The sequence below is a fragment of the Leptolyngbya sp. AN02str genome, assembly GCF_050565595.1.
In the GTDB taxonomy this organism is placed as follows: domain Bacteria; phylum Cyanobacteriota; class Cyanobacteriia; order Elainellales; family Elainellaceae; genus Kaiparowitsia.
Map to the genome: position 1 here is coordinate 165044 of NZ_JBNXVR010000005.1, position 23395 is coordinate 188438.

General features: G+C 52.1%; 22 protein-coding genes. 12 read left to right on the forward strand and 10 right to left on the reverse strand.

The window, feature by feature from the left end; all coding sequences use genetic code 11:
* Positions 1-388: 388 nt before the first annotated feature.
* The 11 genes from ACQ4M4_RS05780 (at position 389) to ACQ4M4_RS05830 (ending at position 14159) form a co-directional block, all read left to right on the forward strand.
* On the forward strand, positions 389-2011 hold the full coding sequence (locus ACQ4M4_RS05780) for a TonB family protein (RefSeq protein WP_430683521.1): 1623 nt from the start codon (positions 389-391) through the stop codon (positions 2009-2011).
* A 964-nt stretch (positions 2012-2975) separates the two neighbouring features.
* On the forward strand, positions 2976-3290 hold the full coding sequence (locus ACQ4M4_RS05785) for a hypothetical protein (protein WP_430683522.1): 315 nt from the start codon (positions 2976-2978) through the stop codon (positions 3288-3290).
* Entirely contained in the window at positions 3287-5338 is a 2052-nt protein-coding gene (locus tag ACQ4M4_RS05790) for an ATP-binding protein (RefSeq protein ID WP_430683523.1), read from the forward strand. The genes ACQ4M4_RS05785 and ACQ4M4_RS05790 overlap by 4 nt, the downstream gene beginning before the upstream one ends.
* Before the next feature lie 567 nt (positions 5339-5905).
* Positions 5906-6229 (forward strand): ArsR/SmtB family transcription factor, encoded by a 324-nt coding sequence (locus ACQ4M4_RS05795; protein WP_430683524.1) that lies wholly within the window; start codon positions 5906-5908, stop codon positions 6227-6229.
* A 271-nt stretch (positions 6230-6500) separates the two neighbouring features.
* Positions 6501-7574, forward strand: a complete 1074-nt coding sequence (locus ACQ4M4_RS05800; protein WP_430683525.1) for a PstS family phosphate ABC transporter substrate-binding protein — start codon at positions 6501-6503, stop codon at positions 7572-7574.
* Positions 7575-7678: 104 nt separating this feature from the next.
* Entirely contained in the window at positions 7679-8692 is a 1014-nt protein-coding gene (locus ACQ4M4_RS05805) for an ArsJ-associated glyceraldehyde-3-phosphate dehydrogenase (RefSeq protein ID WP_430683526.1), read from the forward strand.
* Positions 8693-8704: 12 nt separating this feature from the next.
* Positions 8705-9967, forward strand: coding sequence for an organoarsenical effux MFS transporter ArsJ (gene arsJ, locus ACQ4M4_RS05810; RefSeq protein WP_430683527.1), 1263 nt, complete (start codon positions 8705-8707; stop codon positions 9965-9967).
* Positions 9968-10154: 187 nt separating this feature from the next.
* On the forward strand, positions 10155-10820 hold the full coding sequence (arsH, locus tag ACQ4M4_RS05815) for an arsenical resistance protein ArsH (protein ID WP_430683528.1): 666 nt from the start codon (positions 10155-10157) through the stop codon (positions 10818-10820).
* Between the two features lie 367 nt (positions 10821-11187).
* Positions 11188-12258, forward strand: coding sequence for a pentapeptide repeat-containing protein (locus ACQ4M4_RS05820; RefSeq protein ID WP_430683529.1), 1071 nt, complete (start codon positions 11188-11190; stop codon positions 12256-12258).
* Positions 12259-12376: 118 nt separating this feature from the next.
* Positions 12377-13189 (forward strand): hypothetical protein, encoded by an 813-nt coding sequence (locus ACQ4M4_RS05825; RefSeq protein ID WP_430683530.1) that lies wholly within the window; start codon positions 12377-12379, stop codon positions 13187-13189.
* Between the two features lie 268 nt (positions 13190-13457).
* A complete protein-coding gene (locus ACQ4M4_RS05830) occupies positions 13458-14159 on the forward strand; it encodes a cytochrome b/b6 domain-containing protein (protein ID WP_430683531.1) in 702 nt (233 codons plus the stop codon).
* 93 nt (positions 14160-14252) lie between these two features.
* Here ACQ4M4_RS05830 and ACQ4M4_RS05835 read toward each other — a convergent pair whose 3' ends face one another.
* Together ACQ4M4_RS05835 and gorA are read right to left on the reverse strand one after the other, a co-directional pair.
* The gene (locus ACQ4M4_RS05835; RefSeq protein WP_430683532.1) at positions 14253-14378 is read right to left on the reverse strand and encodes a hypothetical protein; all 126 of its coding nucleotides are present in this window, start codon (positions 14376-14378) and stop codon (positions 14253-14255) included.
* A 1-nt stretch (position 14379) separates the two neighbouring features.
* Complete coding sequence (gene gorA / locus ACQ4M4_RS05840) at positions 14380-15717, reverse strand: glutathione-disulfide reductase (protein ID WP_430683533.1); 1338 nt, start codon at positions 15715-15717, stop codon at positions 14380-14382.
* A 640-nt stretch (positions 15718-16357) separates the two neighbouring features.
* Here gorA and ACQ4M4_RS05845 point away from each other — a divergent pair.
* Positions 16358-16522 (forward strand): hypothetical protein, encoded by a 165-nt coding sequence (locus tag ACQ4M4_RS05845; protein WP_430683534.1) that lies wholly within the window; start codon positions 16358-16360, stop codon positions 16520-16522.
* A gap of 33 nt (positions 16523-16555) precedes the next feature.
* Here ACQ4M4_RS05845 and ACQ4M4_RS05850 read toward each other — a convergent pair whose 3' ends face one another.
* The 8 genes from ACQ4M4_RS05850 to hoxE form a co-directional block, all read right to left on the reverse strand.
* On the reverse strand, positions 16556-18007 hold the full coding sequence (locus tag ACQ4M4_RS05850) for a Ni/Fe hydrogenase subunit alpha (protein ID WP_430683535.1): 1452 nt from the start codon (positions 18005-18007) through the stop codon (positions 16556-16558).
* An 8-nt stretch (positions 18008-18015) separates the two neighbouring features.
* Positions 18016-18639 (reverse strand): CBS domain-containing protein, encoded by a 624-nt coding sequence (locus ACQ4M4_RS05855; RefSeq protein WP_430683536.1) that lies wholly within the window; start codon positions 18637-18639, stop codon positions 18016-18018.
* Between the two features lie 217 nt (positions 18640-18856).
* Entirely contained in the window at positions 18857-19399 is a 543-nt protein-coding gene (locus ACQ4M4_RS05860; RefSeq protein WP_430683537.1) for an oxidoreductase, read from the reverse strand.
* 59 nt (positions 19400-19458) lie between these two features.
* Positions 19459-19635 (reverse strand): hypothetical protein, encoded by a 177-nt coding sequence (locus tag ACQ4M4_RS05865; protein WP_430683538.1) that lies wholly within the window; start codon positions 19633-19635, stop codon positions 19459-19461.
* Positions 19636-19646: 11 nt separating this feature from the next.
* A complete protein-coding gene (gene hoxU / locus ACQ4M4_RS05870) occupies positions 19647-20363 on the reverse strand; it encodes a bidirectional hydrogenase complex protein HoxU (RefSeq protein ID WP_430683539.1) in 717 nt (238 codons plus the stop codon).
* 36 nt (positions 20364-20399) lie between these two features.
* Positions 20400-20948, reverse strand: a complete 549-nt coding sequence (locus tag ACQ4M4_RS05875; protein WP_430683540.1) for a universal stress protein — start codon at positions 20946-20948, stop codon at positions 20400-20402.
* Positions 20949-21067: 119 nt separating this feature from the next.
* Positions 21068-22774 carry a NuoF family protein gene (locus tag ACQ4M4_RS05880; protein WP_430683541.1) on the reverse strand — a complete coding sequence of 569 codons (1707 nt, stop codon included), beginning with the start codon at positions 22772-22774 and terminating at the stop codon, positions 21068-21070.
* Positions 22775-22797: 23 nt separating this feature from the next.
* Positions 22798-23352: a bidirectional hydrogenase complex protein HoxE gene (gene hoxE, locus ACQ4M4_RS05885; RefSeq protein WP_430683542.1), complete on the reverse strand. Its 555-nt coding sequence runs from the start codon at positions 23350-23352 to the stop codon at positions 22798-22800.
* Between the last annotated feature and the right edge of the window lie 43 nt (positions 23353-23395).

Genomic DNA, 23395 nt, shown 5'->3' on the forward strand with positions numbered 1-23395 from the left:
GGGGGTGCTGTGGGCTGAAAAATGATGCTGACAAGGAATTGAGGAGGATAACCTGCCGTTGAATGCCAATCTTAATTCGGTCAGAGTAAAACTTTTGTACAAAGCCTGCCAGAATTATTCGCAGTAGGGCTTGACTTAGTACATACTAATTCTCAATTATGTTAGGGCGAAGATGAAAGAGCGGAGTCGCGATTCACGCATCTTCGGAGACATCACCAAGACACGCTATAACGACGCGCTATAACCGCGCTATAACAATGAGCTTGCAAGAGATCCCAAGGTTGCTACGGGCTTAAGCCTGGATTGATCTGCTCTCACGTTCTCGTTGCTGTCGTTCTCGTTCTTGGTGCGATCGCTTCCATTGGGCCGTTTTCATCGGGCAGTTTTCATGAGTCTTTCTAACCTTTGTTTTGAGCAGCACGAACGAGATCAGGCGAAGCTACGCAGGTTTTTGCTGTGGGGGCTGCTGGGATCGGTGGGTGTGCATGCGATCGCCTTTGGGCTAAGCCAGCTTAACCTGTGGCCATCTGCCGAAAATCCAGAGGTTTCTCCGATTGAGCTGCTGGTCATGGAGCCGCCGCCCGAAGCAATTGAGCCAGAACCAGAAATTCAGAACCGGGTTGAGCCAGCCCAGCTCAGCACCGAAACGAATGATCCGGCTCCTGCGCCCCGGGCAGCGGCTAGTCGGGCGACGGTTGTGGCGGCTCCACAGCCTGCGCCTGTGGTACCCGTTCCAGTTCCCGAAGTCGCTGAGCCTGAAAGACCCGATGTGGTGGAGCCCGAACCCATAGCGGAAACGGAAGTGGAATCCGAGTTGGAGATTCCCGAAGAGGAGGAAGAAACCTCGGAAGCCGTAGAACCCGAAGACACTCCAGAATCACCTCAGCCAGCGCCGCCCGAGCCCGAGGTCTCTACGGTACCTGATGACGCCTCTCAGTTCGATCGCCTGCGCGACTTTTTTCAACGGCGACAAGCGGCCAGTTCCGAGAATCGTCCTGCCGCAACAGATGCTGCCGCCACTGGCGATGGCGAGGAAACGGATACGGCTGCGACCGGAACAGGCCCTAGACTCCCGGAAGGCACGGCGGCTCGCCCTGGTAACGGGAATGCTGCGGCTGGCCCTGCTTCTGAGGGGGGCAATGGACGAGGCCGGGGCTCTCGTACGATATCTTGCGAAGACTGCGTGCGTCCCGACTATCCGGAGAGTGCTTTGGCCCAGGGTGCCGAGGGGCAACCCATGGTTAGTGTGGACATTAACCCGGATGGAACGGTGCGCAGCGTCACATTGACCCGCTCAAGCGGAAACCCGGCAATTGACCAGGCTGCGATCGCGGCTGCAAGACGATCGCGCTTTCAACCTGTGAGTGGTGGTGCCAGTGTGCCCATCGAGTATGACCTCACCATTGAGGGCTCGCGCCGCAACCGAGATGCCCGCCGACGGGGCGATCGCCGCTCGGTTGAGCTACCCCCAGAGCCCGCGCCCAATGCCGAATCTACGGAATCGGCCGAATCTACGCCCTCCTCTACCCCAACAGCTACCCCATCTGCGGCTTCTGACTCACCCGCTGCCACGGATGCCACGCCAACCCCAACTCCACAGCGATCGCCCGATTCCGAAGGTGCTGCGGATTCCGACAATGAGCCAGGGCCGAGTGCGCCAGAATCACCCCAGCCAGCGGCCACACCCGCCTCACCTCGACCCACGGCACCCTCACCAGAGCCAAGCCGTGCGCCAGAACCTGCTCGCGACAGCACCCCGGCTCCGGCCCCATCTTCGGCCCCTGCCGAGCCGACTTCACCACCTCGGCCAGCCCCATCAGCTGCCCCGTCACCCCGGCCAGCCGCTCCTGCCGATGCAGCTCCGGCTCCGCGCCCTGCGGCTCCGCCTGCTCCCGCACCCCGACCTGCGGCTCCACCACCCTTGCCCAAGCCCCGGCCTGCGGCTCCGCCTCCGCCTGCAGCACCGGCTCCGCCTGCCGAGCCTGCCCCCTCGGGTGATTCAGAGTCTTAGGTCTGCTCAGGGGCGCTGGGTTTTCTAAATCCTTTTGCTGATGCTTGCGTGGCTCTGCTGCGCAAGCACTCATGCTGGCTGCCAATTCTGGGGGACTTCCGACCCTGGTTTTCATTCCCAGTCCATCAATTTTTGGGGATGTCGGGGTCGGTTCGGGGCGCAATTGGCACCTCTAAAACATCTTCTTAGACCTCTTACATGAACCTCTTGCATGACTTGCTGTGTGACGAAACGATGCAGCGAGTCATGTCTAAAGCCATTCGTTCAGAAGATCATATTCAAGGGAGGAAGAAAATTCAGACCCACATTGTCTAGGGTCTTTTTAGTTCGGGTCAGTCCTCTAATATCCACCTTTATCAGGTGAATTGAAGAGGTCGCTGTAACTTTATCAAAAGAGAAAATGGCGATCGCCCTTCAAATTTTCTCGAATTCAATCTAACTGTTGAATAAAAGGGAAGAAGTTTAGAAACCAACTGTTAATCTATCACTGTTGATGGTTCCTTTTGGTTGTGATCACCCGTAACGGATTGCGCCTTCGCGAATTCTATGCATGCCTCTATTGATAATGCTTTCCCCTTCTAGGGATAGAGCCAATTTGTTAGTTAAAACTTTAGAATCACAAACATTAAGGCTAAAAAAATCAACTTTTTAACTTAGTTTCGTGTTCTCTAAAATAAGCTTGAGGTTGGTTATCTATTCAGAATAAAAATTTGAATAGATTGAAGGTTGATATCGAGAACAGTTTGCTCTTAGACAAAGGCTGAACATTGGCACACCCAATGGTGTGGCATTTTCGCATCTGCGTTTGCATTCATGTTCTACTCACTCTTCCTTTTCTCGAATCCTTGCTTCAAGTCTGAGAACACGTGCGTGAACTCAAAATAATTTCAAGATAGTGATTCAGCACGCTGCTTCAAGGTGGCAAAACCCTTTAACAATTGAGCGCAGGCAAGCAAGGCAGCACATGAGAAACTTGAACGACATATTTCTATTTATTTATCGCGCTCATGATGAAATTGTAGCAAAACCCTATCGAGGGCAGCAAAACTCCAGACATATTGAGCAAGGCATCGAGCGGCATCCCAAACAACAGTTTGCGTTAGTACACGCTGACTTATTGCACAAGCTGGATTTCTTATTCGTACTTGCGGCGAACGGGGTGAGGCTAGCAGAAGATTGGTTCACGATGCTCAATGTTCAGCATTGCCTGTGGGTGAGTGCTTGCGGTCTAAGTGTTATGTCTCACGGATCGCTGCTTGGGCAGGAGGCAAAGGTATGAGTCGGTTACGATTTTTGATATTGGAAGATAACCCATCGGATGCAGAGGTTGTCTCCACCACATTAAGCAATGGAGAGATTGAACATGAGCTGATGCGAGTTGAAACTCGAAATGAGTTTATTCACGCATTAGAACATGATTCGTTTGATTTGATTTTGGCAGATTACTTTTTGCCAGGTTTGGATGGTATGTCAGCGTTGGACATTGCAAACGATCGCTGTCCCGATCTACCGTTCATTCTTGTGTCGGAGTCTTTGAGCGAAGAATTGGCGATCGCAGCGCTCAAAATGGGAGCAACGGATTATGTGCTGAAGCATGAGTTGGGGCGTTTGGTGCCTTCGGTGCATCGAGCCCTGCGCGAAGCCCAAGAACACCGCGATTGCAAAAAGGCTGAGGCCGCTCTAGCTGCCGAACTCCGTGATGTGAAACGGCTTCAGCACATTAGCACCCAACTCATTCAAGAAGGCGACATGAACGCGCTGTATCAGCAAATCTTGGATGCGGCGATCGCACTGATGGGGGCTGATAGTGCAAGCTTTCAGCGCCTTGACCCTAATCGGTATGAGCTATACCTCATGCTGTCACGTGGGGTTGATGCAGAGCTGGAATCGGTTGGGAAATGGATAGAAACGAACTCGGCGTCACCCTTTAGTGTGGCTCTTAACACAGGCAGGCGCGTGATTGTGCCGGATATTGACCAATGCGAATCCATGCAGGGTACAGATACTTGTCGGGTGTTGCAGCATGCTCACATTCGAGCAGTGCAAATCACACCATTGATCAGCCGCAGTGGTCAACTCGTGGGTATGTTGTCTACATACTGGCACCAACCCCATTGCCCCTCTGAGCGCGAACTTGATTTATTTGATGTACTGGCTCGACAAGCCGCCGATCTGATTGAACAGCGACAGATTGAGCTTGATTTGCAAGCTTCTCAAAATCGACTTCGCAAGGCGATCGCCGTTGAAACTGTTGGCATCATCTTTTTTGATTTGAATGGCAATATTACCGAAGTAAATGACGCTTTTTTACAGACCAGTGGCTACACGGCGGCAGAGTTTGAATCCGAACGTTTGTTGTGGGCAGATTTAATTCATCCCCGCTATGTGCCCGGTGCTCTAAAAGCGCTGGAAGAGTTGAAAACCCAGGGGCGCACGTCACCTCTGGAAAAAGAGATGATTCGCAAAGATGGTTCGTGCTGGTGGGGACTGGGTGCCCTGAATGTGCTGAACGATAATGAAGTAGTGGAATTTGTGATTGATGTGAGCGATCGCAAACAGGTAGAGCGTGCACGCTCGCGTTGGTCTCAAGAGCTGGATCACCTTAATCAACGGTTGGAGGCTGTTACGGGCGATCTGCGACAGCGCAATCAAGATCTCAACCAGTTTGCCTATGTGGTTTCCCATGATCTGAAAGCACCGCTGAGGGGCGCACGTAACCTGACTCAATGGATTCAAGAGGATCTGGGGCAAATCATTCCGCCCGATAACCAAGAATTGCTGCATCTATTGGTGAAGCAGGTTGACCGCATGGATACCTTGATCAGCGATTTGCTGGCGTACTCTCGTGCCGGACGCACCCAACAGCAGCCCGAATGGGTGAATGTGGAAGCCGTGGTGCAGAATTTGCTGGATGAGTGGTCTATTCCGCCAGGTGTGGAGATTCAGTTTTCGGCCTCAACCCCAATTTTGAAGGCGCGTCCCCTAAATTTAGAGCAAGTGCTGTCGAGCCTGTTGAGCAATGCCTTGCAGTACGGCTGTAACCATCAGCAAGGGCATATCACGATTTCGGTGCGACCGTGTGCGGATTGGTATGAGTTTGCGATCGCAGACGATGGCCCCGGCATTGAACCCGAATATCATGAAAAAATATTTGGGGTATTTGAAACGCTGCAACCTAAGTCTGAAACGGGTAACACAGGCATTGGTTTGGCGATCGCCAAAAAGTTGGTTGAAGCGGAGGGCGGCAGTATTTGGGTGGACTCGCAACCCAACATTGGAGCAACCTTTTTCTTCACCTGGCCCAAAGTTCCCATTGAAGAAATGTAAGCTCTACCTGTTTTAGCAATCCCCAAGATCTAAGTCCCCCGACACCATGAAGAACCAGACTCTAAAACTCGATGCCGTTCGCACAGTGGGCGGCATCGAGTTTTAGGGTTTTATGTTGAATGATGGCGGCTTGCTGAGAATCCATAAAAATACCAGACAGGACTTACGCAGTTGAATGTTTTTTGGAGAATCATTCAACCCCCTGGTTTTTCGGATGAAGTGTGTCAGTCCTAACGAGAATTGCATCAAATTTAGTTGATGATTTTAAGACAGGATAGGGCGACGAGTTTGTGCCCTTACCCCCTCTTAGATCTGGAGTGTTGGTTGAGATGGATATACTTAGATCGCTTGGATGAATCGTTGCGCGACTTTGCTGCACAATGATTCATCCTTCCCAAAAAGCCATTTGTAGGGGAGATCGGCTGTTGTAGGGAAAGGACTTTGGCGTTTGGGCTGATTTTACACGGCTGGTTGTAGGCTGATGTTTTGATCAACCATGACAGATCGACTAAGAGTGTTTAGGATAAGTTACATCAAAAAAAATTCATAGATTAAAGGTGAAATTGAATGGTTGAAGCGATCTCCTCTCCTCCTGAACTTGTGGTGACCGGCTTTCATGCCCTTTCCGAACCGTTGCGAGTTAAGGTGATCGAGCTTCTGCGCGAGAACGAGCTTTGCGTATGCGACCTGTGCGATCAGTTAAAGGTGGCTCAATCGAAGTTATCGTTTCACCTCAAAACCTTGAAGGAGGCAAATTTGGTGCGATCGCGCCAAGAGGGTCGTTGGATTTACTACAGCTTGAATCTTCCGCAATTTGCGGTGCTAGAGCAATATTTATCGGAGTTTCGTCGGTTTAGCCCGATTGCTCCGGCGCGTTCCTGCTGCGACTAAGGCATCCGGCATTGCTTAATTCGGCTATGAAATTGTTGTGGGATGCACGTGGAGCGCGCCTCCCACAACAATTTCATAGCTACAATCAGCAACGTCAAGCATCCATGGGCTTGTCCAGTTGTGATGCGGGGCTGTTGTGGTGCCCTATCTATCAAATTTTGTTGATAGATTTAGTATGATGTGATCTGGGCGACTTGCAATATCAACTTATTTTGAAATGATGGAGTGGATACTGCTTCTATCTCTGAGATGGCCCAGGAGGTTTGGCGTGATGAGAAGGCAATGGTTTGGGATGGCAAGAACCGTGGCGATCGCCATGAGTGTATCGGTATTCATTGCAGGTTGCAGCGCCCCCAATGCCGAGGTTGGCGCTTCCCAGGGAGACTCTGCCGCTGAAACCTCTCAGGTTCAGCAGCCCGCAACTCAATCAATCTTGATTGATGGTTCCAGTACGGTCCATCCCCTGACGGATGAAGCCGTAAAAGAATTTGAGTTTGAACGAGAAGATGAACCCAGGTTTGCGATCGCCTTTTCGGGAACAACGGCAGGGTTCCGCAAGTTTTGTGCGGGAGAAACCGACATCACCAATGCTTCTCGTCCCATCACCTCGGCAGAAATTGCCGCCTGCAAAGCGGCAGGGGTGCAATACATTGAGTTGCCGGTGGCCTTTGATGCGTTGACGGTTGTGGTACACCCCAGCAATACCTGGGCCAACGACTTGACCGTTGAGGAATTGAAGCGCCTTTGGGAGCCTGCCGCCGATGGGCAAATGACCACCTGGAATCAAATTCGCGCCGAGTGGCCCAATCAACCGATTCAGCTCTATGGTGCAGGGCAGGATTCGGGAACGTTTGACTACTTTACCGAGGCGATTGTGGGTGAATCGGGGGCGAGTCGCCGCGACTATACTGCCAGCGAGGATGATGCGGTATTGGTGCAGGGGGTTGCCAACGATCCCAATGGCCTGGGCTACTTTGGCTATGCCTACTACGAAGAAGCTCAAACCAAACTCAAGCCTGTGGCGATCGCCGATGGGGAAGAGGCTGTATTGCCGTCTGATCAGGCGGTGGTCAACAATCAGTACCACCCGTTGGCGCGACCGCTATTCATTTATGTGAGTGTGCGATCGCTGCAAGAAAAGCCAGTCCTGCGTGAGTTTGTAGAGTACTACCTCACCCATGCCAGCAATTTAGCCAATACGGTGGGCTATGTTCCCCTCTCCGACGAGACCTATCAAGTGGTGCAAGATCACCTGATCAACACCAAAGTGGGTACGGCATTTGGCGGCAAGGCCCAAACCGACCTGACGCTCGACGAACTGTTGCAGCGAGAGAAGGCGTTTTAATTCACTGAAGAGTGACTGCCAATTCTAACTTTGTGCGTTTTTGTGAGGGGTGTAGTGCTACACCCCTCACAAAAACAAGCTTGACGATTCAGTAGGGCGACATCATGACGATACGAGTTGGAATTAATGGATTTGGACGAATTGGACGGCTGGATTTGCGGGCGGCCTGGGGTTGGCCCGAGCTAGAGTTCGTTCACATCAACGAAGTAAAAGGTGGCCCCGAGGCGGCAGCTCACCTACTCAAGTTTGACTCGGTGCATGGACGCTGGGCACCGGATGTCATGGCAGGGGGCGATCGCATTAGCATCGATGGCAAACCCATCACCGTGTCGGAATTCCCAAACCCTGGCGATGTTCCCTGGGAAGATTTTGGAGTGGATGTGGTGTTGGAATGTTCGGGCAAGTTTCGCACCACCGAAACGCTAGAGCCCTACTTCAAGCGCGGAGTGCGCAAAGTGATTGTGGCGGCTCCTGTCAAATCCGGAGCCTTGAACGTGGTGATGGGAGTCAACGATCACCTGTACGATGCGGTGCAGCATCATTTACTGACGGCGGCCTCTTGCACCACCAACTGTTTGGCTCCGGTGGTCAAAGTGATTCACGAGGGATTGGGCATCAAGCACGGAGTCATCACCACCATTCACGACAACACCAACACCCAAACGCTGGTGGATGCACCCCACAAAGATTTGCGGCGGGCACGAGCCTCTGCGCTGTCGCTCATTCCCACCACCACGGGCTCTGCAACGGCGATCGGCCTCATCTATCCCGAACTCAACGGCAAGCTGAATGGTCTGGCCGTGCGGGTTCCCCTGCTCAACGCCTCCCTCACCGATTGTGTGTTTGAGGTGGCGCGACTCACCACAGTTGCCGAGGTGAACCAACTGCTGAAACAGGCATCGGAACAGGCACCCCTCAAAGGCATTTTGGGCTACGAAGAGCGTCCGCTGGTGTCGATTGACTATGTGAATGATCCGCGATCGGCCATTGTGGATGCACTGTCCACCATGGTGGTAGATGGCACCCAGGTCAAGATCTACGTCTGGTATGACAACGAGTGGGGCTATGCCAACCGCATGGTGGAGTTGGCGCGCAAAGTGGCCCTGAGTTTAACGTGAGGAATGGCAACGATGACGAATCCTTCAGCCGCTACCGCCAACCTCAAAAACTATGTCCTGGTAACGCTGGCCTATTGGGGCTTTACGCTTACCGATGGTGCCCTGCGCATGCTGGTGTTGCTCTATTTCAACGAAATTGGCTACACCCCCATCCAAATTGCATTTTTGTTTTTGTTCTACGAAATTTTTGGCATCGTTACCAACTTTTTGGGAGGGTGGATTGGCTCTCAGTTGGGGCTCAAGGTAACGCTCTACAGCGGCATTGGGCTGCAAGTGTTTGCGCTAATCATGCTGTCATTTCTCAACCGCGACTGGGTGCAGTGGTTTGCGGTGCTGTATGTGATGACCTCGCAAGCCTTTTCTGGCATTGCCAAAGACCTGACCAAAATGAGTTCTAAAAGTGCGATTCGGCTGGTGGTGCCGCAAGATGCCCAGTCGTCGCTGTTCAAATGGGTGGCCGTGCTTACTGGGTCAAAAAATGCGCTGAAGGGAGTGGGCTTCTTTTTGGGGGCGGCATTGTTGGGGGCGTTTGGCTTTGGAACGGCGCTGTGGATCATGGCGATCGCCCTCATCGGTATCATGCTCACTGGGATGATGTTGCCCAAGGGCATGGGCAAAATTAAGGCCAAGGTCAAGTTCAACCAACTCTTTTCCAAAAGTCAGGAAATTAACATTCTCTCGGCGGCACGATTCTTTTTATTTGGCTCACGAGATGTGTGGTTTGTGGTGGGCCTGCCTGTGTTTTTGCGCAGCGGGTTGGGTTGGTCGTTCTACCAGGCGGGGGGATTTTTGGCCTGCTGGGTAATCGGCTATGGAGTGATTCAATTTCTTGCACCTGCACTTCTGCGACGATTTGGCACAGGGGAACCGCCCAAAGCTAAGACAATTCAGTTTTGGACCGGCATGCTAACGGCAGTGCCTGCCAGCATCGCGTTGGCAATGCAGCTGAATGCACCACTGAATGTAACCATCATTGTTGGATTATTGCTGTTTGGCGTAGTGTTTGCCTTCAACTCAGCCGTTCACTCTTACTTGGTTTTGGCCTTTACGGATGATGACAAAGTTGCACTCAATGTTGGGTTTTATTATATGGCCAACTCTGGCGGACGGCTGATTGGTACAGTGCTGTCTGGATTCGTTTATCAGCTGTATGGATTGGTGGGCTGTTTGTGGATCTCGTCCATCTTTGTATTCGCAGCCTGGGTGATTTCGCTCAAGCTGCCCGATCCACAACTCCGTTATGCGATCGCCTGGAAATCTGGCAATGGCGAATAGGTTTTACAAGCTCGTTTTTAAGTCTCATCACTTAAAAAATTGCAAGATAGTTGCTTTGTAAAAACCGAGCGCTGCGCTAACTTTATGGACTACGGCCTCAACCGCGACGGTGTGGCTGGCTTGCCCACTGCTGCCTAGCTCATTGTGCGCCAACCCTGACTGAACTTGGTGATATTTGGATTACAAGATGACGTTTGATCACAACCCTCGAATATTGTTCCTGTATGGTTCATTGCGCGATCGCTCCTACAGTCGGCTGCTGGCAGAAGAAGCGGCTCGCATCATCGCAGCTTTTGGGGCAGAGGTGCGCTTTTTCGATCCGCATGAGCTTCCCATTTATGGCAGCGTGCCCGATACCCATCCCAAGGTGCAAGAGCTGCGCGAGTTGAGCATCTGGTCTGAGGGGCAGGTGTGGTCTAGCCCCGAACTGCATGGCCAAATTTCGGCGGTGATGAAGAATCAAATTGACTGGATTCCACTCAGTCTTGGAGCAGTGCGTCCAACCCAGGGTAGAACGCTGGCGGTGATGCAGGTTAGTGGTGGATCTCAATCGTTTAATGCGGTGAATACGCTGCGAATCTTGGGACGGTGGATGCGCATGTTTACCATTCCCAACCAATCCTCCGTCGCCAAAGCCTACGAGCAATTTCACGATGATGGCACGATGAAAGATTCCTCCTATCACGATCGCGTGATTGATGTGATGGAAGAACTCTACAAGTTCACGATATTACTGCGGGGACAAGCCGATGAGTTGTGCGATCGCTACAGTGAACGCAAACAGAAAGGCGTACAGGAATCAATGAGTGACATTGGCAGAATGGTAAACAACGTTAATTTGAGCCAGATGTAATGTCCGAATGAGGAGAGCTGTGAACGCAAGCATGATGGAAAATTTCTACCATCTTTCAGAAATGTCATCCTTAGGGTTTGTAGAAACCCAATAGCGCCCCAAGCGCTGGTTGACGTTTGCATTTTTTGGGAGCCTTTGCGCGACAAAGGTTCCCAATCTTTGTCTCAACTCAGCCAGGACTAGAAGGCGAGAGCTCCCCAAAGATAGGAGCTAAGGGGCGGATTGGTTGATGCTGCGACTTCTGGACAACGTTTTGGCATGTAGGACGAGCTGCATTCATCCTGGCAGCTTGTAATTCAGACAATGCCAGATTGGACTGATAGCCGCTGTCGTAGCAGCAGTGCTTGTGAAGAATGTTTGATCAAATATGCGACAGAAAATTGTGGCTGGCTGTGCAGGAACTTCTTTGTTGGTGGTTTTGCTGACGGCGGGGGCGGTGTACTGGCGAATGCATCCTGCCAATGTGGACTGGGCCAGCCGTAGCCGTGATGGCTTTTCCGATTTTCGGGCAATGGATTTGGCCGATGAAAACTTGGCGGAGGCTAACCTGTCGGGCATGGTTTTTCGGGAATCGCAACTGAGCCGAGCCAACTTGCGGAACGCTAATCTGAGCCGAGCCGACTTTAGCGGCGCAACCTATTTGGATGAGGCCGATCTGCAACAAGCCAACCTAACGAGGGCGTTAATCCGATACACCATCGCGGAAAAGGCCAATTTTTCCCAAGCCAATTTGCAACAAGCTGACTTGGAAGGGGCAAATTTGCAAGGGGCAAACTTGAGCAACGCCAACCTGGAAGGCGCGCACCTTTACCGAACGCTGCTAAATGGCGCAAACCTGAGCGGTGCCGATTTAAAGCACGCAGTGCTGAGTCAGGCCAATTTGACGGGGGCGAACCTGGACGGAGTCAACCTAGACGAGGTTCACCTATGCAACACCATCCTGCCCTCGGGTGAACTATCGCAGCGCGATTGCTTTGTCCCCTCTGCTGAGTTGGCCCAAGCACTCGCAGCGCAACAGTGGCGCGAGGCCGAATCTGCCACAAGCTCACTCTTCTACCAAGTGAAATATGATGCGGATAACCAGGAGGTTGAGCCCAATCCGTCTTGCGAAGATTTGGCGCGACTAGATGCTCTGTGGCACGATGCCAGCAACGGTCGGTTTAGCTACCGAGTGCAGCGTCAAATTTGGGAAAGCCCAAGTGTGAATCAAGATTATGGCAAGTATGCGATCGCCGTTGGGTGGCGGCAAGGTAGCGACTGGCTCAAGTTCGACGAACTCAAGTTTGACCCGACGATTGCAGAAGATAACGCCATTCCCGATGGGCATTTGCCGTGGCATCGCTGGCAAGTGCTAGAACCCACGGAAGCTGAACCAACGCTATTTCGGCGAGAAGGCTTTGGGCGATGGATGGCGAAATTGAAACAGTGCAATATCTAATGCATCTCTCAAGGCTGCGGCCAACTTTGGGCAAACTAAGGGAAACCTGCGCCCAAATGATGAATGTATGCTGAGATGGAATCACTTTAGAGCCAAGCATTTGGTTCGGAGTTCGGTCATGGTTGGGCTGTTGTGTGCGCTGGAAGGCGGGGCAGCGATGCTGGCTCCGGCCCAAGCTCAACTGCGTTCTGAGGATGGGGCGATCGCCCTGCCCCAACGCTACTGGGATGCCGTGGAAGATGCCCGCACTCCCGAACCACAAGAAATTTTTCGAGGTTTAACGGCCATTACCCCACACAACCCCGCCCTCCGTTGGAACGACCAAGGGCAACTGTTAGTCGCCACTTGGACGAACTGGTCTGGATACTCCCAAAACATTGGCAATCAGCTCATTTTGACCCGCGACTTGTGGGTCACGGCTGTTCCCGATTTGCAGCTGTTTTGCAAACACTACCGCCCAACCGCAGAAACATCACTCGCGGCTCGGCTCAATCAGCTTTTGGGGCTGCCACCTGAAGTTGCAGAGGTGGCGGCAACTCGGCGTGTGGTGGAACTGTGGGTCGATCCGCAATTCCTGTTTCGTCCCAGCCCTGATCCCGAAATTACCGACTACGAAGCCGAACTGCACTTCCGTCCCTCCACCGAGTTTGTGTCGGTATCGCCGAGCTATCGCCACTGGTTTTATGCGCAGTACGATCAGCGATATCAACATAACGGACTGCCCATGACTCGCAGCAGCGCGGAGTCTGCGAACGTGGTGCCCTATCCCTGGACCCAACTGGGGTACACCTATGATTGGGGCAATGCTGCTGATTGGAGCGCTGTAGATTCAACCCGTCCTGCCCAGGTTGGTTTGAGTGAATTTGTCATTCGCCAATGGTCACCCATTTCGGTTCACATCACTCAAGAACTGGGTGATTACTGTCACTGAACCCTCTAAATCGCCATATTTTTCTAGCAGAATATTATAGGGACTGACGCACTTCATCCAAAAACCAGGGAATTGCATGATGTTTGGGACGCTTAGCACCTCCAAACATCATGTAACTGCGCAAGTCCTGATTGTCGTTTTGTTGTAGTTTTGTGAAAGAGTTGACCCTGTAAAAGTGCGACTCGGCCAGTTTACCGATAGGCTGGGTCATCCATCGTTTATTTGTAATCAACTCTCTCGTCCTCTTTCTTTGGTGTTCTGTGACTTTATGAAAGCTAGTCAACCGTATCAACCGCTGCTGTTCCGCATCCTGCATGGGGTGACGGGCGTATCGCTTATATTGGCGATTCTCACGGCCTACTGGACCTACGACACCTACGATGGCCGCTGGGGCAGAATTCCCTTGCCAACCTATCGAGAAATTGAAGGCATTCACGGCACGTTTGGGTTGTACACGCTGCTAATTTTTCCGGTGTTTGTGATCTATGCCTTTCACCGCGGGCAAAAGCGGTTGGTGCAGTCCGATTCCCTGGCAAAGCTGACCCAGATCGGAACGCCCATTTGGTGGTATACCCTCAACCGATGGATGAATACGCTGGCGTTGCTGGCGCTAACGCTGGCACTGCTGAGCGGCAAGATGGTGGATTCTGAATGGTTGCCTCGGGGGGAACTCAACCACGCCTGGTACTACACGCATCTCATTAGCTGGGTAGTGATGGTGGTGGCGATCGCCCTTCACTTGTTGTTCAACGCTAAGGTTGGTGGCATGCCGCTGCTGCTTTCGGTTTGGAGCCGACAGGTGCGTGAGAAAGATAGTCCGGCTCATTGGTCAGCTCATACAGCGAAGTGGTGGTTTGCCGTTCAACAAGGAGCATGGAAAACCTGGTTTCAGCCCATGACTGTTCCAATCCTGTTGGAATTGTTCATGTTGCTCACAATTGTCATGGCTTGGGTTCTGTCGTCTATTTAAACAACCCTAAGTACCTCGACACCATCAAAACCCAAACTCTAAAACTCTATGCCGCCCGCACTGCGGGCGGCATAGAGTTTTAGAGTTTTATATTTAACTATGGCTTGATGACTTATGACGGAGCTTGTGTTGCCGCATTTGGGGCGTTGCGCTGCCAGGAGCATGGAGCGATGCGATCGCCCCCAATCGCGCAATGGTCAGGTAAGAATGACCAGACACCTCACAGCGACAAAAGTTCTTCGCCACTGGAGGGGTGAATGCCAATGGTGTGCATGAGCTGGTGGTAGGAAACATTGGCATGGAGCGCGATCGCGACGCTTTGTACAATTTCGGCGGCATGTTCGCCAACCATGTGAATTCCTAGCAGACGATCGCTGGCTTGGTCTACAACCACTTTGATGAAGCTTGGTTGAGCGTGCGGTGTGAGGCGATCGCGCAGGGGAATAAACTCTTTGCAGTGACTATTCACCTGGTCAAATTTGTCGCGTGCTTGGGATTCTGTTAGACCTACACTTGCGACTTCGGGACGGCTGAGCACCGCCGATGGAACGAGGTGATAATCCAGCGGAGCAACTTGGCTGCCAAACATGGCATCAACTGCATTTTGTCCCTCGGTACGGGCTACGGGAGTGAGCTGCTTGCGGCTGGTGCAGTCTCCCACGGCATAAATGTGCGGTTGGGAAGTGCGGCTGTGTTCATCGACGGCGATCGCTTTTGGGTCGAACTCAACACCTGCTGCATCAAGCCCTAAGCCTTCTAAATTGGGAGCCCGACCAGTGGCACACAGAACTTGATCGACGACCAGCGTTTCAGGACAGTCGCCTGTGAGCTGGAGGCAGATTCCATCTGAGGTTTGAGTAATGTGGTTGGTGGTGGTGTTACACAGGCTTTGGATGCCCCGTTGGATCAACCCATCTCGAACGCGCGATCGCACGTCATCATCAAACCCTTCCAAAATGCAGGCTTCATGGTTCATGATGGTGACTTCGCAGCCAAATCCTCGCAAAACGCTGGCAAACTCCACCCCAATGTACCCACCACCAATAATGGCAATGCGTTTGGGCAATTGCTGAAGGTTGAAAAAATCATCGGAGGTGAGGGTGTACTCAATACCCGAAATGTCGGGTTTTATGGGCTTTCCTCCCACGGCTAGCAGGACATGGCGAGCCGTGTAGCGCTGACGATTCACCTGTACCGTTTGGGGATCTACAAACTGAGTGTGCCCCTGCAGGATGTGCACTCCAGCTTGGGTGAGGGAATCTTTCTGCACTTGGCGTAATCGTTGCAGTTCGCGATCGCGCTTGTGTTGAAATTTTTGCCAATGAAAGTTAGCCGTGCAGGGCTCCCAACCATAGGCTTCGGCTTCTTGCATCGCTGCTGCAAAGTCAGCCGCAAAAACCATTAACTTTTTGGGAATACAGCCTCGATTGACACAGCATCCCCCGAGCTCCTGCTGTTCTGCGATCGCCACCTTAACTCCATATTGGGCGGCCTGTTTTGCAGCGGCGAGCCCTGCCGAGCCTGCACCAATAATGAACAAATCAAAGTCGTATGTCATAACAAATTTGGAGCTATTCGCGATCGATCTAGATTAAAAAAATTAGCCTAAAAACCTAAAAATAAGAATGGTGGCTGACATAGAGCTAGCCCTGCACCATGGAAAACCAATTCTAAAAGGGTGTCTAAGAAGTATCCAATGTTCTGCATTCGCCCCCCAACCCTCAATTTTTGGGGACTTCCGACCCCGTTTTCCCATTCACAGTCCCCCAACTTTGGGAGATGTCGGGGGCGGTTCGGGTCACAATTGGCACTTTTGAAATATCCTCTAACCGGGAGCCGAATACTTGTCTTGGTTCTAGATGAACTTGATGACTTCGATAATTTAGCAAGAATGTCTCAAATCGTGATCTAACTTATGAGTGAAATGAGCCAATTGATTGAATTTAATCGCTGGATAGATAATAAAGTGAACTAATTTTTTACTGAGAAGCTGATTGGGCTTCCTGCATGAATGGGTCAGGTAGTGGGTCTATCACAGAACATTAAAGCAATCGGTTTTGAGAATCTATTTTCTATGTTGTTATGATCTGGTTAATGGGTTTTTGATAGCTTTTGATAGTCTGTAGTGGAATGGGGTAGAGAATCGTGCGATCGCCGCATTTGATTTACCCAATCAAAAAATAAAAAGGGTAAGCCATATGGAACGCAAAATAACGTTGGCCTCGGAAACCGATTGGTTTGATCAAGGAAAAGAGGACGCATGGCTGAAGCGATCAAAGCGTCCGCCCGAGCATGATCCAGAGGCTGCGAGTTTATACGATTTGGGCTACAGCGAGGGAAGCACACAGCGATCGCCTCACTAACGGTGTCGTGAACGATACAGCGAACGAATACAGCTACTGTCGCCACACTTCGTGAAGGAGCGAACCATCGGAGCTGAGCAATTGAATGTGCAGAGGCATTTGTCCGGCGGCGTGGGTTGAGCAACTCAAGCATGGATCAAACGCTCGAATGCCCGCTTCGACCCGATTGAGCATGCCTTCTGGAATATTGGGGCCTTGAATGAAATGGCGGGCAATTTGGGAAACAGTTCGATTCATGGCCAGGTTGTTTTGCCCAGTCGCTATCATCAGGTTTACCTTGGTGATAAGCCCAGTTTCATCCACTTGATAGTGGTGAAATAATGTGCCTCGGGGGGCTTCGCTCACGCCAACGCCTTTTAATTGATTAATGCCTGCATTGGCCCGTAGGTGGGTCGATTGTAAATCTGGGTCATCTATCAAACGTTCAATCTGCTCGATCGCTGCCAAAATCTCAATCAGGCGGGCGTAGTGATAGAAAAAGGACGAGGTGACGATACGACCACCACGATCGCGAAATTCCTGAAGTTCCTGATCGGCGAGCGGGGTGCCCATGTGCCTGCATACATTGAGCCGCGCTAATGGCCCCACTCGATACATGCCCGTGTTGGCTTCGTGGTCAGCTGTTTCGGTTGGGTAGCCCAGAGGAGAATAGTACGGAAACTTAAGGTAGGACCAGGGTTCTACCGCTTCACGAATAAAGGTGTGGTACTGAGTTGGATCTAGGCGATCGCCCACCACAGTACCTGCACTATCCACAATGCGTAGATGGCCGTCGTAGTGCTCCCATTGCCCGTCTGCCGTCACTAAACCCATGAATAGTGAAAGAAAGTTGCCAAAGGTTTGGGCTTCTTGGGTGTGGGTGTCGAGGATGTGCTTGAACTGAGCAAGCGCCGTTTGTGCAGTCGTGTACGCTTCGGGCAGGCGATCGCAAATGTGAGTTTTTCCGGTGTCGGTCAAAGGTTCGCGCACGCCGCCCGGTACCGCCCAGGCTGGGTGAATTTTGCGCCCTCCCAATAGCTCAATGATTTCTTGGCCAAACTGGCGCAAGCGAATGCCGCCTCGGGCTAAGTCGGGGTTGGCCGCCATGAGCCCAAACACGTTGCGTGTAGCGGGATCACTGTCCATACCCAATAGCAAATCGGGCGCACTCAGATGAAAAAAACTGAGCGAATGCGACTGAATGATTTGCGCTAGGTTCATGAGGCGACGCAATTTGGCCGCAGCGGGGGGAATCGTAACTGCCAGAATGCGATCGCCCGCCTTGGCCGAAGCCAGCAAATGGCTCACCGGACAAATGCCACAAATTCGTGCTGTAATTCCCGGCATTTCCCAAAGGGGCCGCCCTTCGCAAAACTTTTCGAAGCCGCGAAATTCGGTCACGTGAAACCGAGCTTGGGTCACCTGTCCAGCATCATCCAGGTGAATCGTGATTTTGGCATGTCCTTCGATCCGCGTGACGGGATCAATCACAATTCTGTGGGCCATCAGATCCTTTAACCGCTACAAAAGTTATCCAAAAATGCGTTCTCGGTTAGTTCTTCTCGCTCTGTAAGATAGGCCTCTAATGCTGCCTTTAAGGCGTTGTCGGCTGATTGTTGCGAGAGCTCGGTTAGCCTGTCTTCTAGGCTGATATGAGATGGGTGGGGAGTGGGCTGGAATGCTGAAGTGGTATAGGCTGCACGAGCCTGCTGTACGAGATCTTGAAGGTCGCGATCGCCCAGTTTTGGATGGATCTGCTCACCCAAATGACTCTTCACCAAAATATCAGAAATGGAAATAATTCCCAGCAATTCACCCTGAATGACGGGAGCACTGAGCAGGCGGCTGTTGGTAAACAACCTCAGCACATTTTCAACGCTCAAGTCGGGATTCACCACAATGCACGGCTTCGTCATGACTTCATGAACTCGAACCATCGCCGGATCTTTGTTCAACGCCAGCACTTTGCACGCGACATCTGTTTCGGTAATGATGCCGTACGCATCATCTTCATGCTCGCGTTCAACAATGAGCGATCGCCAACCTCCAGTTTGCATGACCTGAATCGCCTCTGCTACCGTTGCAAAGCTGTGAATCATCACCACATTTTGCGTCATAATGTCCGATGCTTTCATCATGATAGTTCCTGCTCTAAGAAGATCTAGTAAGGGTGTTTAGTTAGAAATGTGATACATGAGCTGTGATGAGTTGAATCTATTCAGAAATGAATCTATGTTTTGAGAATTACAGAAGAATCCAGAGGTCCTATTAGACGAGTTCCTTCCTGGCAAAATTGGATTCATTTACATGGATTCATTTACATGAATGGATTGTACAGATAGATTGAATTTTTTCTTAGCCAAATCGAATTTGTTCTCCTTGGAGATGGGGCATTGTGCCTTGCAATAAGGGCTCCAGTGCGGCTCGGATTCGCTCCGCCGAGGGTGGGCAACCCGGTAGGTAAATATCGACGGGAACGACGGTGTGGACGGGCAGAACGCGATCGAGCAATGGCGGCACAATGCCATCATCCCCCGGAAGTTGAGCATGATGATCGGATAGCTCTAGATAGCATCGCTCTAGGACGGGTGTGGCTCCTCCCAAGGGGTTGCGCAGTGCTGTGACATTGCCCGTAACCGCACAATCCCCAAAGGAGATCAAAATGCGCGATCGCTCTCGCACGTCATAGATCATGTGGAGATGATCGCGGTTGGCGATCGCCCCCTCCACCAACACCACATCCACATGATTGGGATACACTTTCACATCCATGAACGGGCTGTACACCCAATTCACCTGATCTGCCAACGTAAATAACCACTCATCCAAGTCGAGAAATGACATATGGCACCCAGAGCAACCGCCTAACCAAACCGTTGCCAGGTTGATGTGATTCATGTATCCCTCCCATGGAGTGAGTGTGAGTACACCTAAACAGAACGACTGAACCAAACGGTTTATCCAAAGCTTTGAATCATCTGCGACAGGAAAGTGTACATGATGTCTTTGAGCTGGGTGGCGATCGCCAAAACTGGCTGAGGCAACAGCACCGCTTCCATCAGCAGCAGCACAATCGCCAACACAAACCAAAGCAAAATCCAAAAATACGCTTGAGGAACATGGTGTCTTAACATAGGAACCTCCTTTAAAGTTTCCACTGATGGGTTTGGCGAGCCGTCACCAGGAATTCGATGCGGGCGCGATCGTGCACCATTTCGCCCACAGTTGAACCCTGGTTGAAAATGGCACCCGTAGGACAAGCCGCCACACACTTGCCGCAGGATGTACAGGTTGGCGAGGTGCCCCACGGTTGGTATAAATCGGTAATCACATGGGAGTGGGCACCCCGACCCGCCATGTCCCACGTGTGGGCACCTTCTAGCTCATCACAGGTACGAATGCAGCGCGTACACAGCACACAGCGATTGTGATCAATCCCAAAGCGATCGTGGGAATGATCGACGGTGCGATGGGGAAACTGATATTCCAAACCCACATGATCCATCCCTACTTCAACAGCCAGGTCTTGAAGCTCACAGTGGCCGTTGGCCACACACACCGCGCAAACGTGGTTGCCCTCGGCAAACAGCATTTCAATAATCGTGCGGCGATACTTCTGCAATCGCTGCGTTTGGGTTTGCACAATCATGTCCTCGGCCACTTGGGTGACACAGGCAGGTTGCAACTTAGTGCTGCCCGCAATTTCCACCAGGCACAGGCGGCATGCGCCCACGTCGGATACGCCTTCGAGGTGGCACAGAGTGGGAATGTGGATGCCATGCTGCTGTGCGGCCTGCAAAATGGTTTCTTCGTCGCGGGCGCTGATGAGTTGATGGTCAATGGTCAGAGTTTTGACTGGCATGGGGCGATGGAAATTAAGGTGAATTCAGGGGATTAATCAACGTGAATGCAGCACCGCTTCGATGGATTGCGGCTGGGTGGAATTGGTTTGCAGGCTGGGGCGCACAATGTGCACTGAGCGAGGGGCATAGTGGGCAACATGATTGCTGACGCTGCCCAGCAACAGTTCAACTAGCCCAGACCGGCCTCGATGCCCCAAGACAATCATCTCGGCTTCCCACAGCTTGGCAAATTCGCAAATGGTGGGGCCGGGTTCGCCAATGCACTGAAAGAACTCAGCAGATACTCCCTGGGCGATCGCATCGTGGGTGTAAGTTCTTAGGGCGTGCAGTTCCGGATTATCCATCGCGCTTAAATGTTCAGAATTCAAATGGCCGAGATAGCACTGAAACGGGCTACCCGGTGGCGTGGGATAAGGCTCCAGCATTGAAACGTGTTCGATCGGGGGCTCCTCAAACTCATCAAAATCCAGCACATACAGAACTCCAATATGACCATGAACTTGCTTAGCCAACGACACCGCAGCATTAATGACCCATCGGCTCATTGGAGATGTATCGATCGCAGCCAAGATCTTATATGTCATGATTTTTGCCTCATCAGATTAATAGATTCTTGAACGAATTGAGAAAGAATTGGTGAATGGTTAGGGAAACGTTGGGTGATTCAATTTAGGAACCGTAACAAACACAGATACAGGTTGCTTTATGACGATCGAAGTCGAGAAAGATAGTCTTCGCGGAAAAACCGCAATGTACTAAACACAGGATTGGGAGACGATTGCCCCAGCCCACATAAACTGGTGTGCTTCACCATGTCGCAGAGTTCCTCCAACACATCAATGTCGGCTAGGGTGGCTTGGCCTTCACAAATGCGGCTGAGCAGCTGATGGAGCTGAACCGTACCCACCCGACAGGGAATGCACTTGCCACAGGATTCATCCCGGCAAAATTCCATAAAATAGCGGGCAATCTCTGCCATATTGGTGTGCTCATCCATCACCAACATGCCCCCCGACCCCATCATGGAGCCAAGCTGAGTCAAGGATTCGTAATCGACCGGAGTATCGAACTTGGATGCCGGAATACAGCCCCCTGAGGGTCCGCCCGTTTGTACTGCTTTGGCTCTGCCACCATTGGGTACACCGCCGCCCATATCCTCTACGATGTGGTGCAGGGTGGTTCCCATGGGCACTTCGATCAGGCCAATGTTGCGCAGGTTGCCCGCGATCGCAAATACTTTGGTTCCTGGGCTGGTTGGGGTGCCAATGTTGGCAAACCACTCGGCCCCATGCTGCATGATGGGCACAATATTAGCCAGCGTTTCCACATTATTGATGAGAGTAGGAAAGCCCCACAGCCCTTTTTCGGCTGGATAGGGTGGGCGCGGACTGGGAATTCCGCGCTTGCCTTCGATCGAGGCCATGAGGGCCGTTTCCTCGCCGCACACGTATGCCCCGGCCCCGGTACGCAAATCAATGCGAAAGTCGAACGGAGAGTCAAAAATTTGGCTACCCAACAGGCTCCGCTGCTGAGCCTGACGAATGGCAATTTGCAACCGATGAATCGCCAAGGGATATTCTGCCCGAATGTAGATGTAGCCTTGGGTTGCCCCAATGGCATGGGCGGCGATCGCCATCCCTTCCAACACCCGATGCGGATCGCCTTCGAGAATGCTGCGATCCATAAACGCACCAGGATCTCCCTCATCGGCATTGCATACTACAAACTTGCGTTCGGCGATCGCCTTGGCCACAGTGGCCCACTTGAGCCCGGTGGGATACCCGGCTCCGCCTCGTCCGCGCAAGCCGCTGCGGGTAATGGTGCTCACTACTTGATCGGGACTCAGGTTCCGCAAGACATGGTGCAGAGTTTGGTAGCCGCCTGCTGCAATGTAGGATTCAATCCGTTCGGGATCAATCACGCCTACATGCTCTAACACAATGGGGCGCTGCTGAGTAAAAAAGGGATGGCTGAGGTCGCCCTGTTGGAGCTGCGTGCCGACTGCGGGCTGAGACGGGGCCGACGTGGTTTGCAACGTGGCGACAAGGGCGTGAGCCTGAACGGGAGTCACGGCCTCGTAAAGAACTGTGTGTGGAGCCGCTGATGGGCCTCTATCCATCTCCCCTGCATTAATCATCCCTGCATCAACCACCCCTGCATTAATCATCCCTGCTTCACCTCCTGTATCAACAGCCACGAGAGGAGCCTGACTGCACAACCGCAAACAGCCCACCCCATAGACCTGTACCGAATCTTCTAACCCTGCCTCGGCAACAGCGGCCTTAAGCTGCTCTTTCACTGCTAACGAGTTGACCGCAAGGCAACCTGCCGCCACACAGCAGCGAATTTGCACCGTCTTGTGAGTTTGGCGTTCGTGTTGGGCGATTTCTAGAAGTTCCGATACATCCATGATGGTTACCTTTGCATGCTCGGTTACAGGTGGGCTTGTTGCGAATGGTTTGGCTGTAAGTTTTGCAGGCGATCGCGCACCATTTCGGACGTTTGCTGGCCATACACCACGTCATCAATCACAACAATGGGCGCAATACCGCAGGTGCCCAAACAACGAGCCGTAGAAATGGAAAGTTGACGGTCTGCGGTGGTTTCTCCAGAGCGAATGTGGGCGAACTGCTCTGCTGTGGCCAGAAGGTCGTTGGCTCCTTTCACATAGCAGGCGGTTCCCGTACACACCACACAACGATGAACACCGTTGGGCTGAAGCGAAAACAAGTGATAAAACGTGGCCACCCCATAGACCTGGCTGGGAGGTAACTTGAGTTGATGGGCGATATATTGCAACACAGCCTCATCAAGATAGCCAAACACATGCTGGGCGCGGTGCAAAATCTCGATCAACGCATCCTGCTGATACTGATGACGCTGAATTGCGGCATCGATCAGCCCCAAGCGCTCATCCTGTTGCAGCGCTTCGCTGAGCTGTGAAGAGAGCGTGCGCCGCTGATTGTGTGCGTGTGAATCAAGGGCCATAACAAACAACCCACTGAAATCTAATTGAGGAAGGTGAGGTGGG

Bases quoted from the DNA above. Each gene is read 5' to 3' on its own strand.
- ACQ4M4_RS05820 (WP_430683529.1), top strand. From the start codon at position 11,188: ATGCGACAGAAAATTGTGGCTGGCTGTGCAGGAACTTCTTTGTTGGTG.
- ACQ4M4_RS05855 (WP_430683536.1), bottom strand. From the start codon at position 18,639: ATGATGAAAGCATCGGACATTATGACGCAAAATGTGGTGATGATTCAC.
- ACQ4M4_RS05880 (WP_430683541.1), bottom strand. From the start codon at position 22,774: ATGGATGTATCGGAACTTCTAGAAATCGCCCAACACGAACGCCAAACT.
- ACQ4M4_RS05830 (WP_430683531.1), top strand. From the start codon at position 13,458: ATGAAAGCTAGTCAACCGTATCAACCGCTGCTGTTCCGCATCCTGCAT.
- ACQ4M4_RS05850 (WP_430683535.1), bottom strand. From the start codon at position 18,007: ATGGCCCACAGAATTGTGATTGATCCCGTCACGCGGATCGAAGGACAT.
- arsJ (WP_430683527.1), top strand. From the start codon at position 8,705: ATGACGAATCCTTCAGCCGCTACCGCCAACCTCAAAAACTATGTCCTG.
- ACQ4M4_RS05875 (WP_430683540.1), bottom strand. From the start codon at position 20,948: ATGACATATAAGATCTTGGCTGCGATCGATACATCTCCAATGAGCCGA.
- ACQ4M4_RS05795 (WP_430683524.1), top strand. From the start codon at position 5,906: ATGGTTGAAGCGATCTCCTCTCCTCCTGAACTTGTGGTGACCGGCTTT.
- ACQ4M4_RS05805 (WP_430683526.1), top strand. From the start codon at position 7,679: ATGACGATACGAGTTGGAATTAATGGATTTGGACGAATTGGACGGCTG.
- ACQ4M4_RS05845 (WP_430683534.1), top strand. From the start codon at position 16,358: ATGGAACGCAAAATAACGTTGGCCTCGGAAACCGATTGGTTTGATCAA.
- hoxE (WP_430683542.1), bottom strand. From the start codon at position 23,352: ATGGCCCTTGATTCACACGCACACAATCAGCGGCGCACGCTCTCTTCA.
- hoxU (WP_430683539.1), bottom strand. From the start codon at position 20,363: ATGCCAGTCAAAACTCTGACCATTGACCATCAACTCATCAGCGCCCGC.
- ACQ4M4_RS05780 (WP_430683521.1), top strand. From the start codon at position 389: ATGAGTCTTTCTAACCTTTGTTTTGAGCAGCACGAACGAGATCAGGCG.
- ACQ4M4_RS05860 (WP_430683537.1), bottom strand. From the start codon at position 19,399: ATGAATCACATCAACCTGGCAACGGTTTGGTTAGGCGGTTGCTCTGGG.
- ACQ4M4_RS05785 (WP_430683522.1), top strand. From the start codon at position 2,976: ATGAGAAACTTGAACGACATATTTCTATTTATTTATCGCGCTCATGAT.
- gorA (WP_430683533.1), bottom strand. From the start codon at position 15,717: ATGACATACGACTTTGATTTGTTCATTATTGGTGCAGGCTCGGCAGGG.
- ACQ4M4_RS05800 (WP_430683525.1), top strand. From the start codon at position 6,501: ATGAGAAGGCAATGGTTTGGGATGGCAAGAACCGTGGCGATCGCCATG.
- arsH (WP_430683528.1), top strand. From the start codon at position 10,155: ATGACGTTTGATCACAACCCTCGAATATTGTTCCTGTATGGTTCATTG.
- ACQ4M4_RS05790 (WP_430683523.1), top strand. From the start codon at position 3,287: ATGAGTCGGTTACGATTTTTGATATTGGAAGATAACCCATCGGATGCA.
- ACQ4M4_RS05865 (WP_430683538.1), bottom strand. From the start codon at position 19,635: ATGTTAAGACACCATGTTCCTCAAGCGTATTTTTGGATTTTGCTTTGG.
- ACQ4M4_RS05825 (WP_430683530.1), top strand. From the start codon at position 12,377: ATGGTTGGGCTGTTGTGTGCGCTGGAAGGCGGGGCAGCGATGCTGGCT.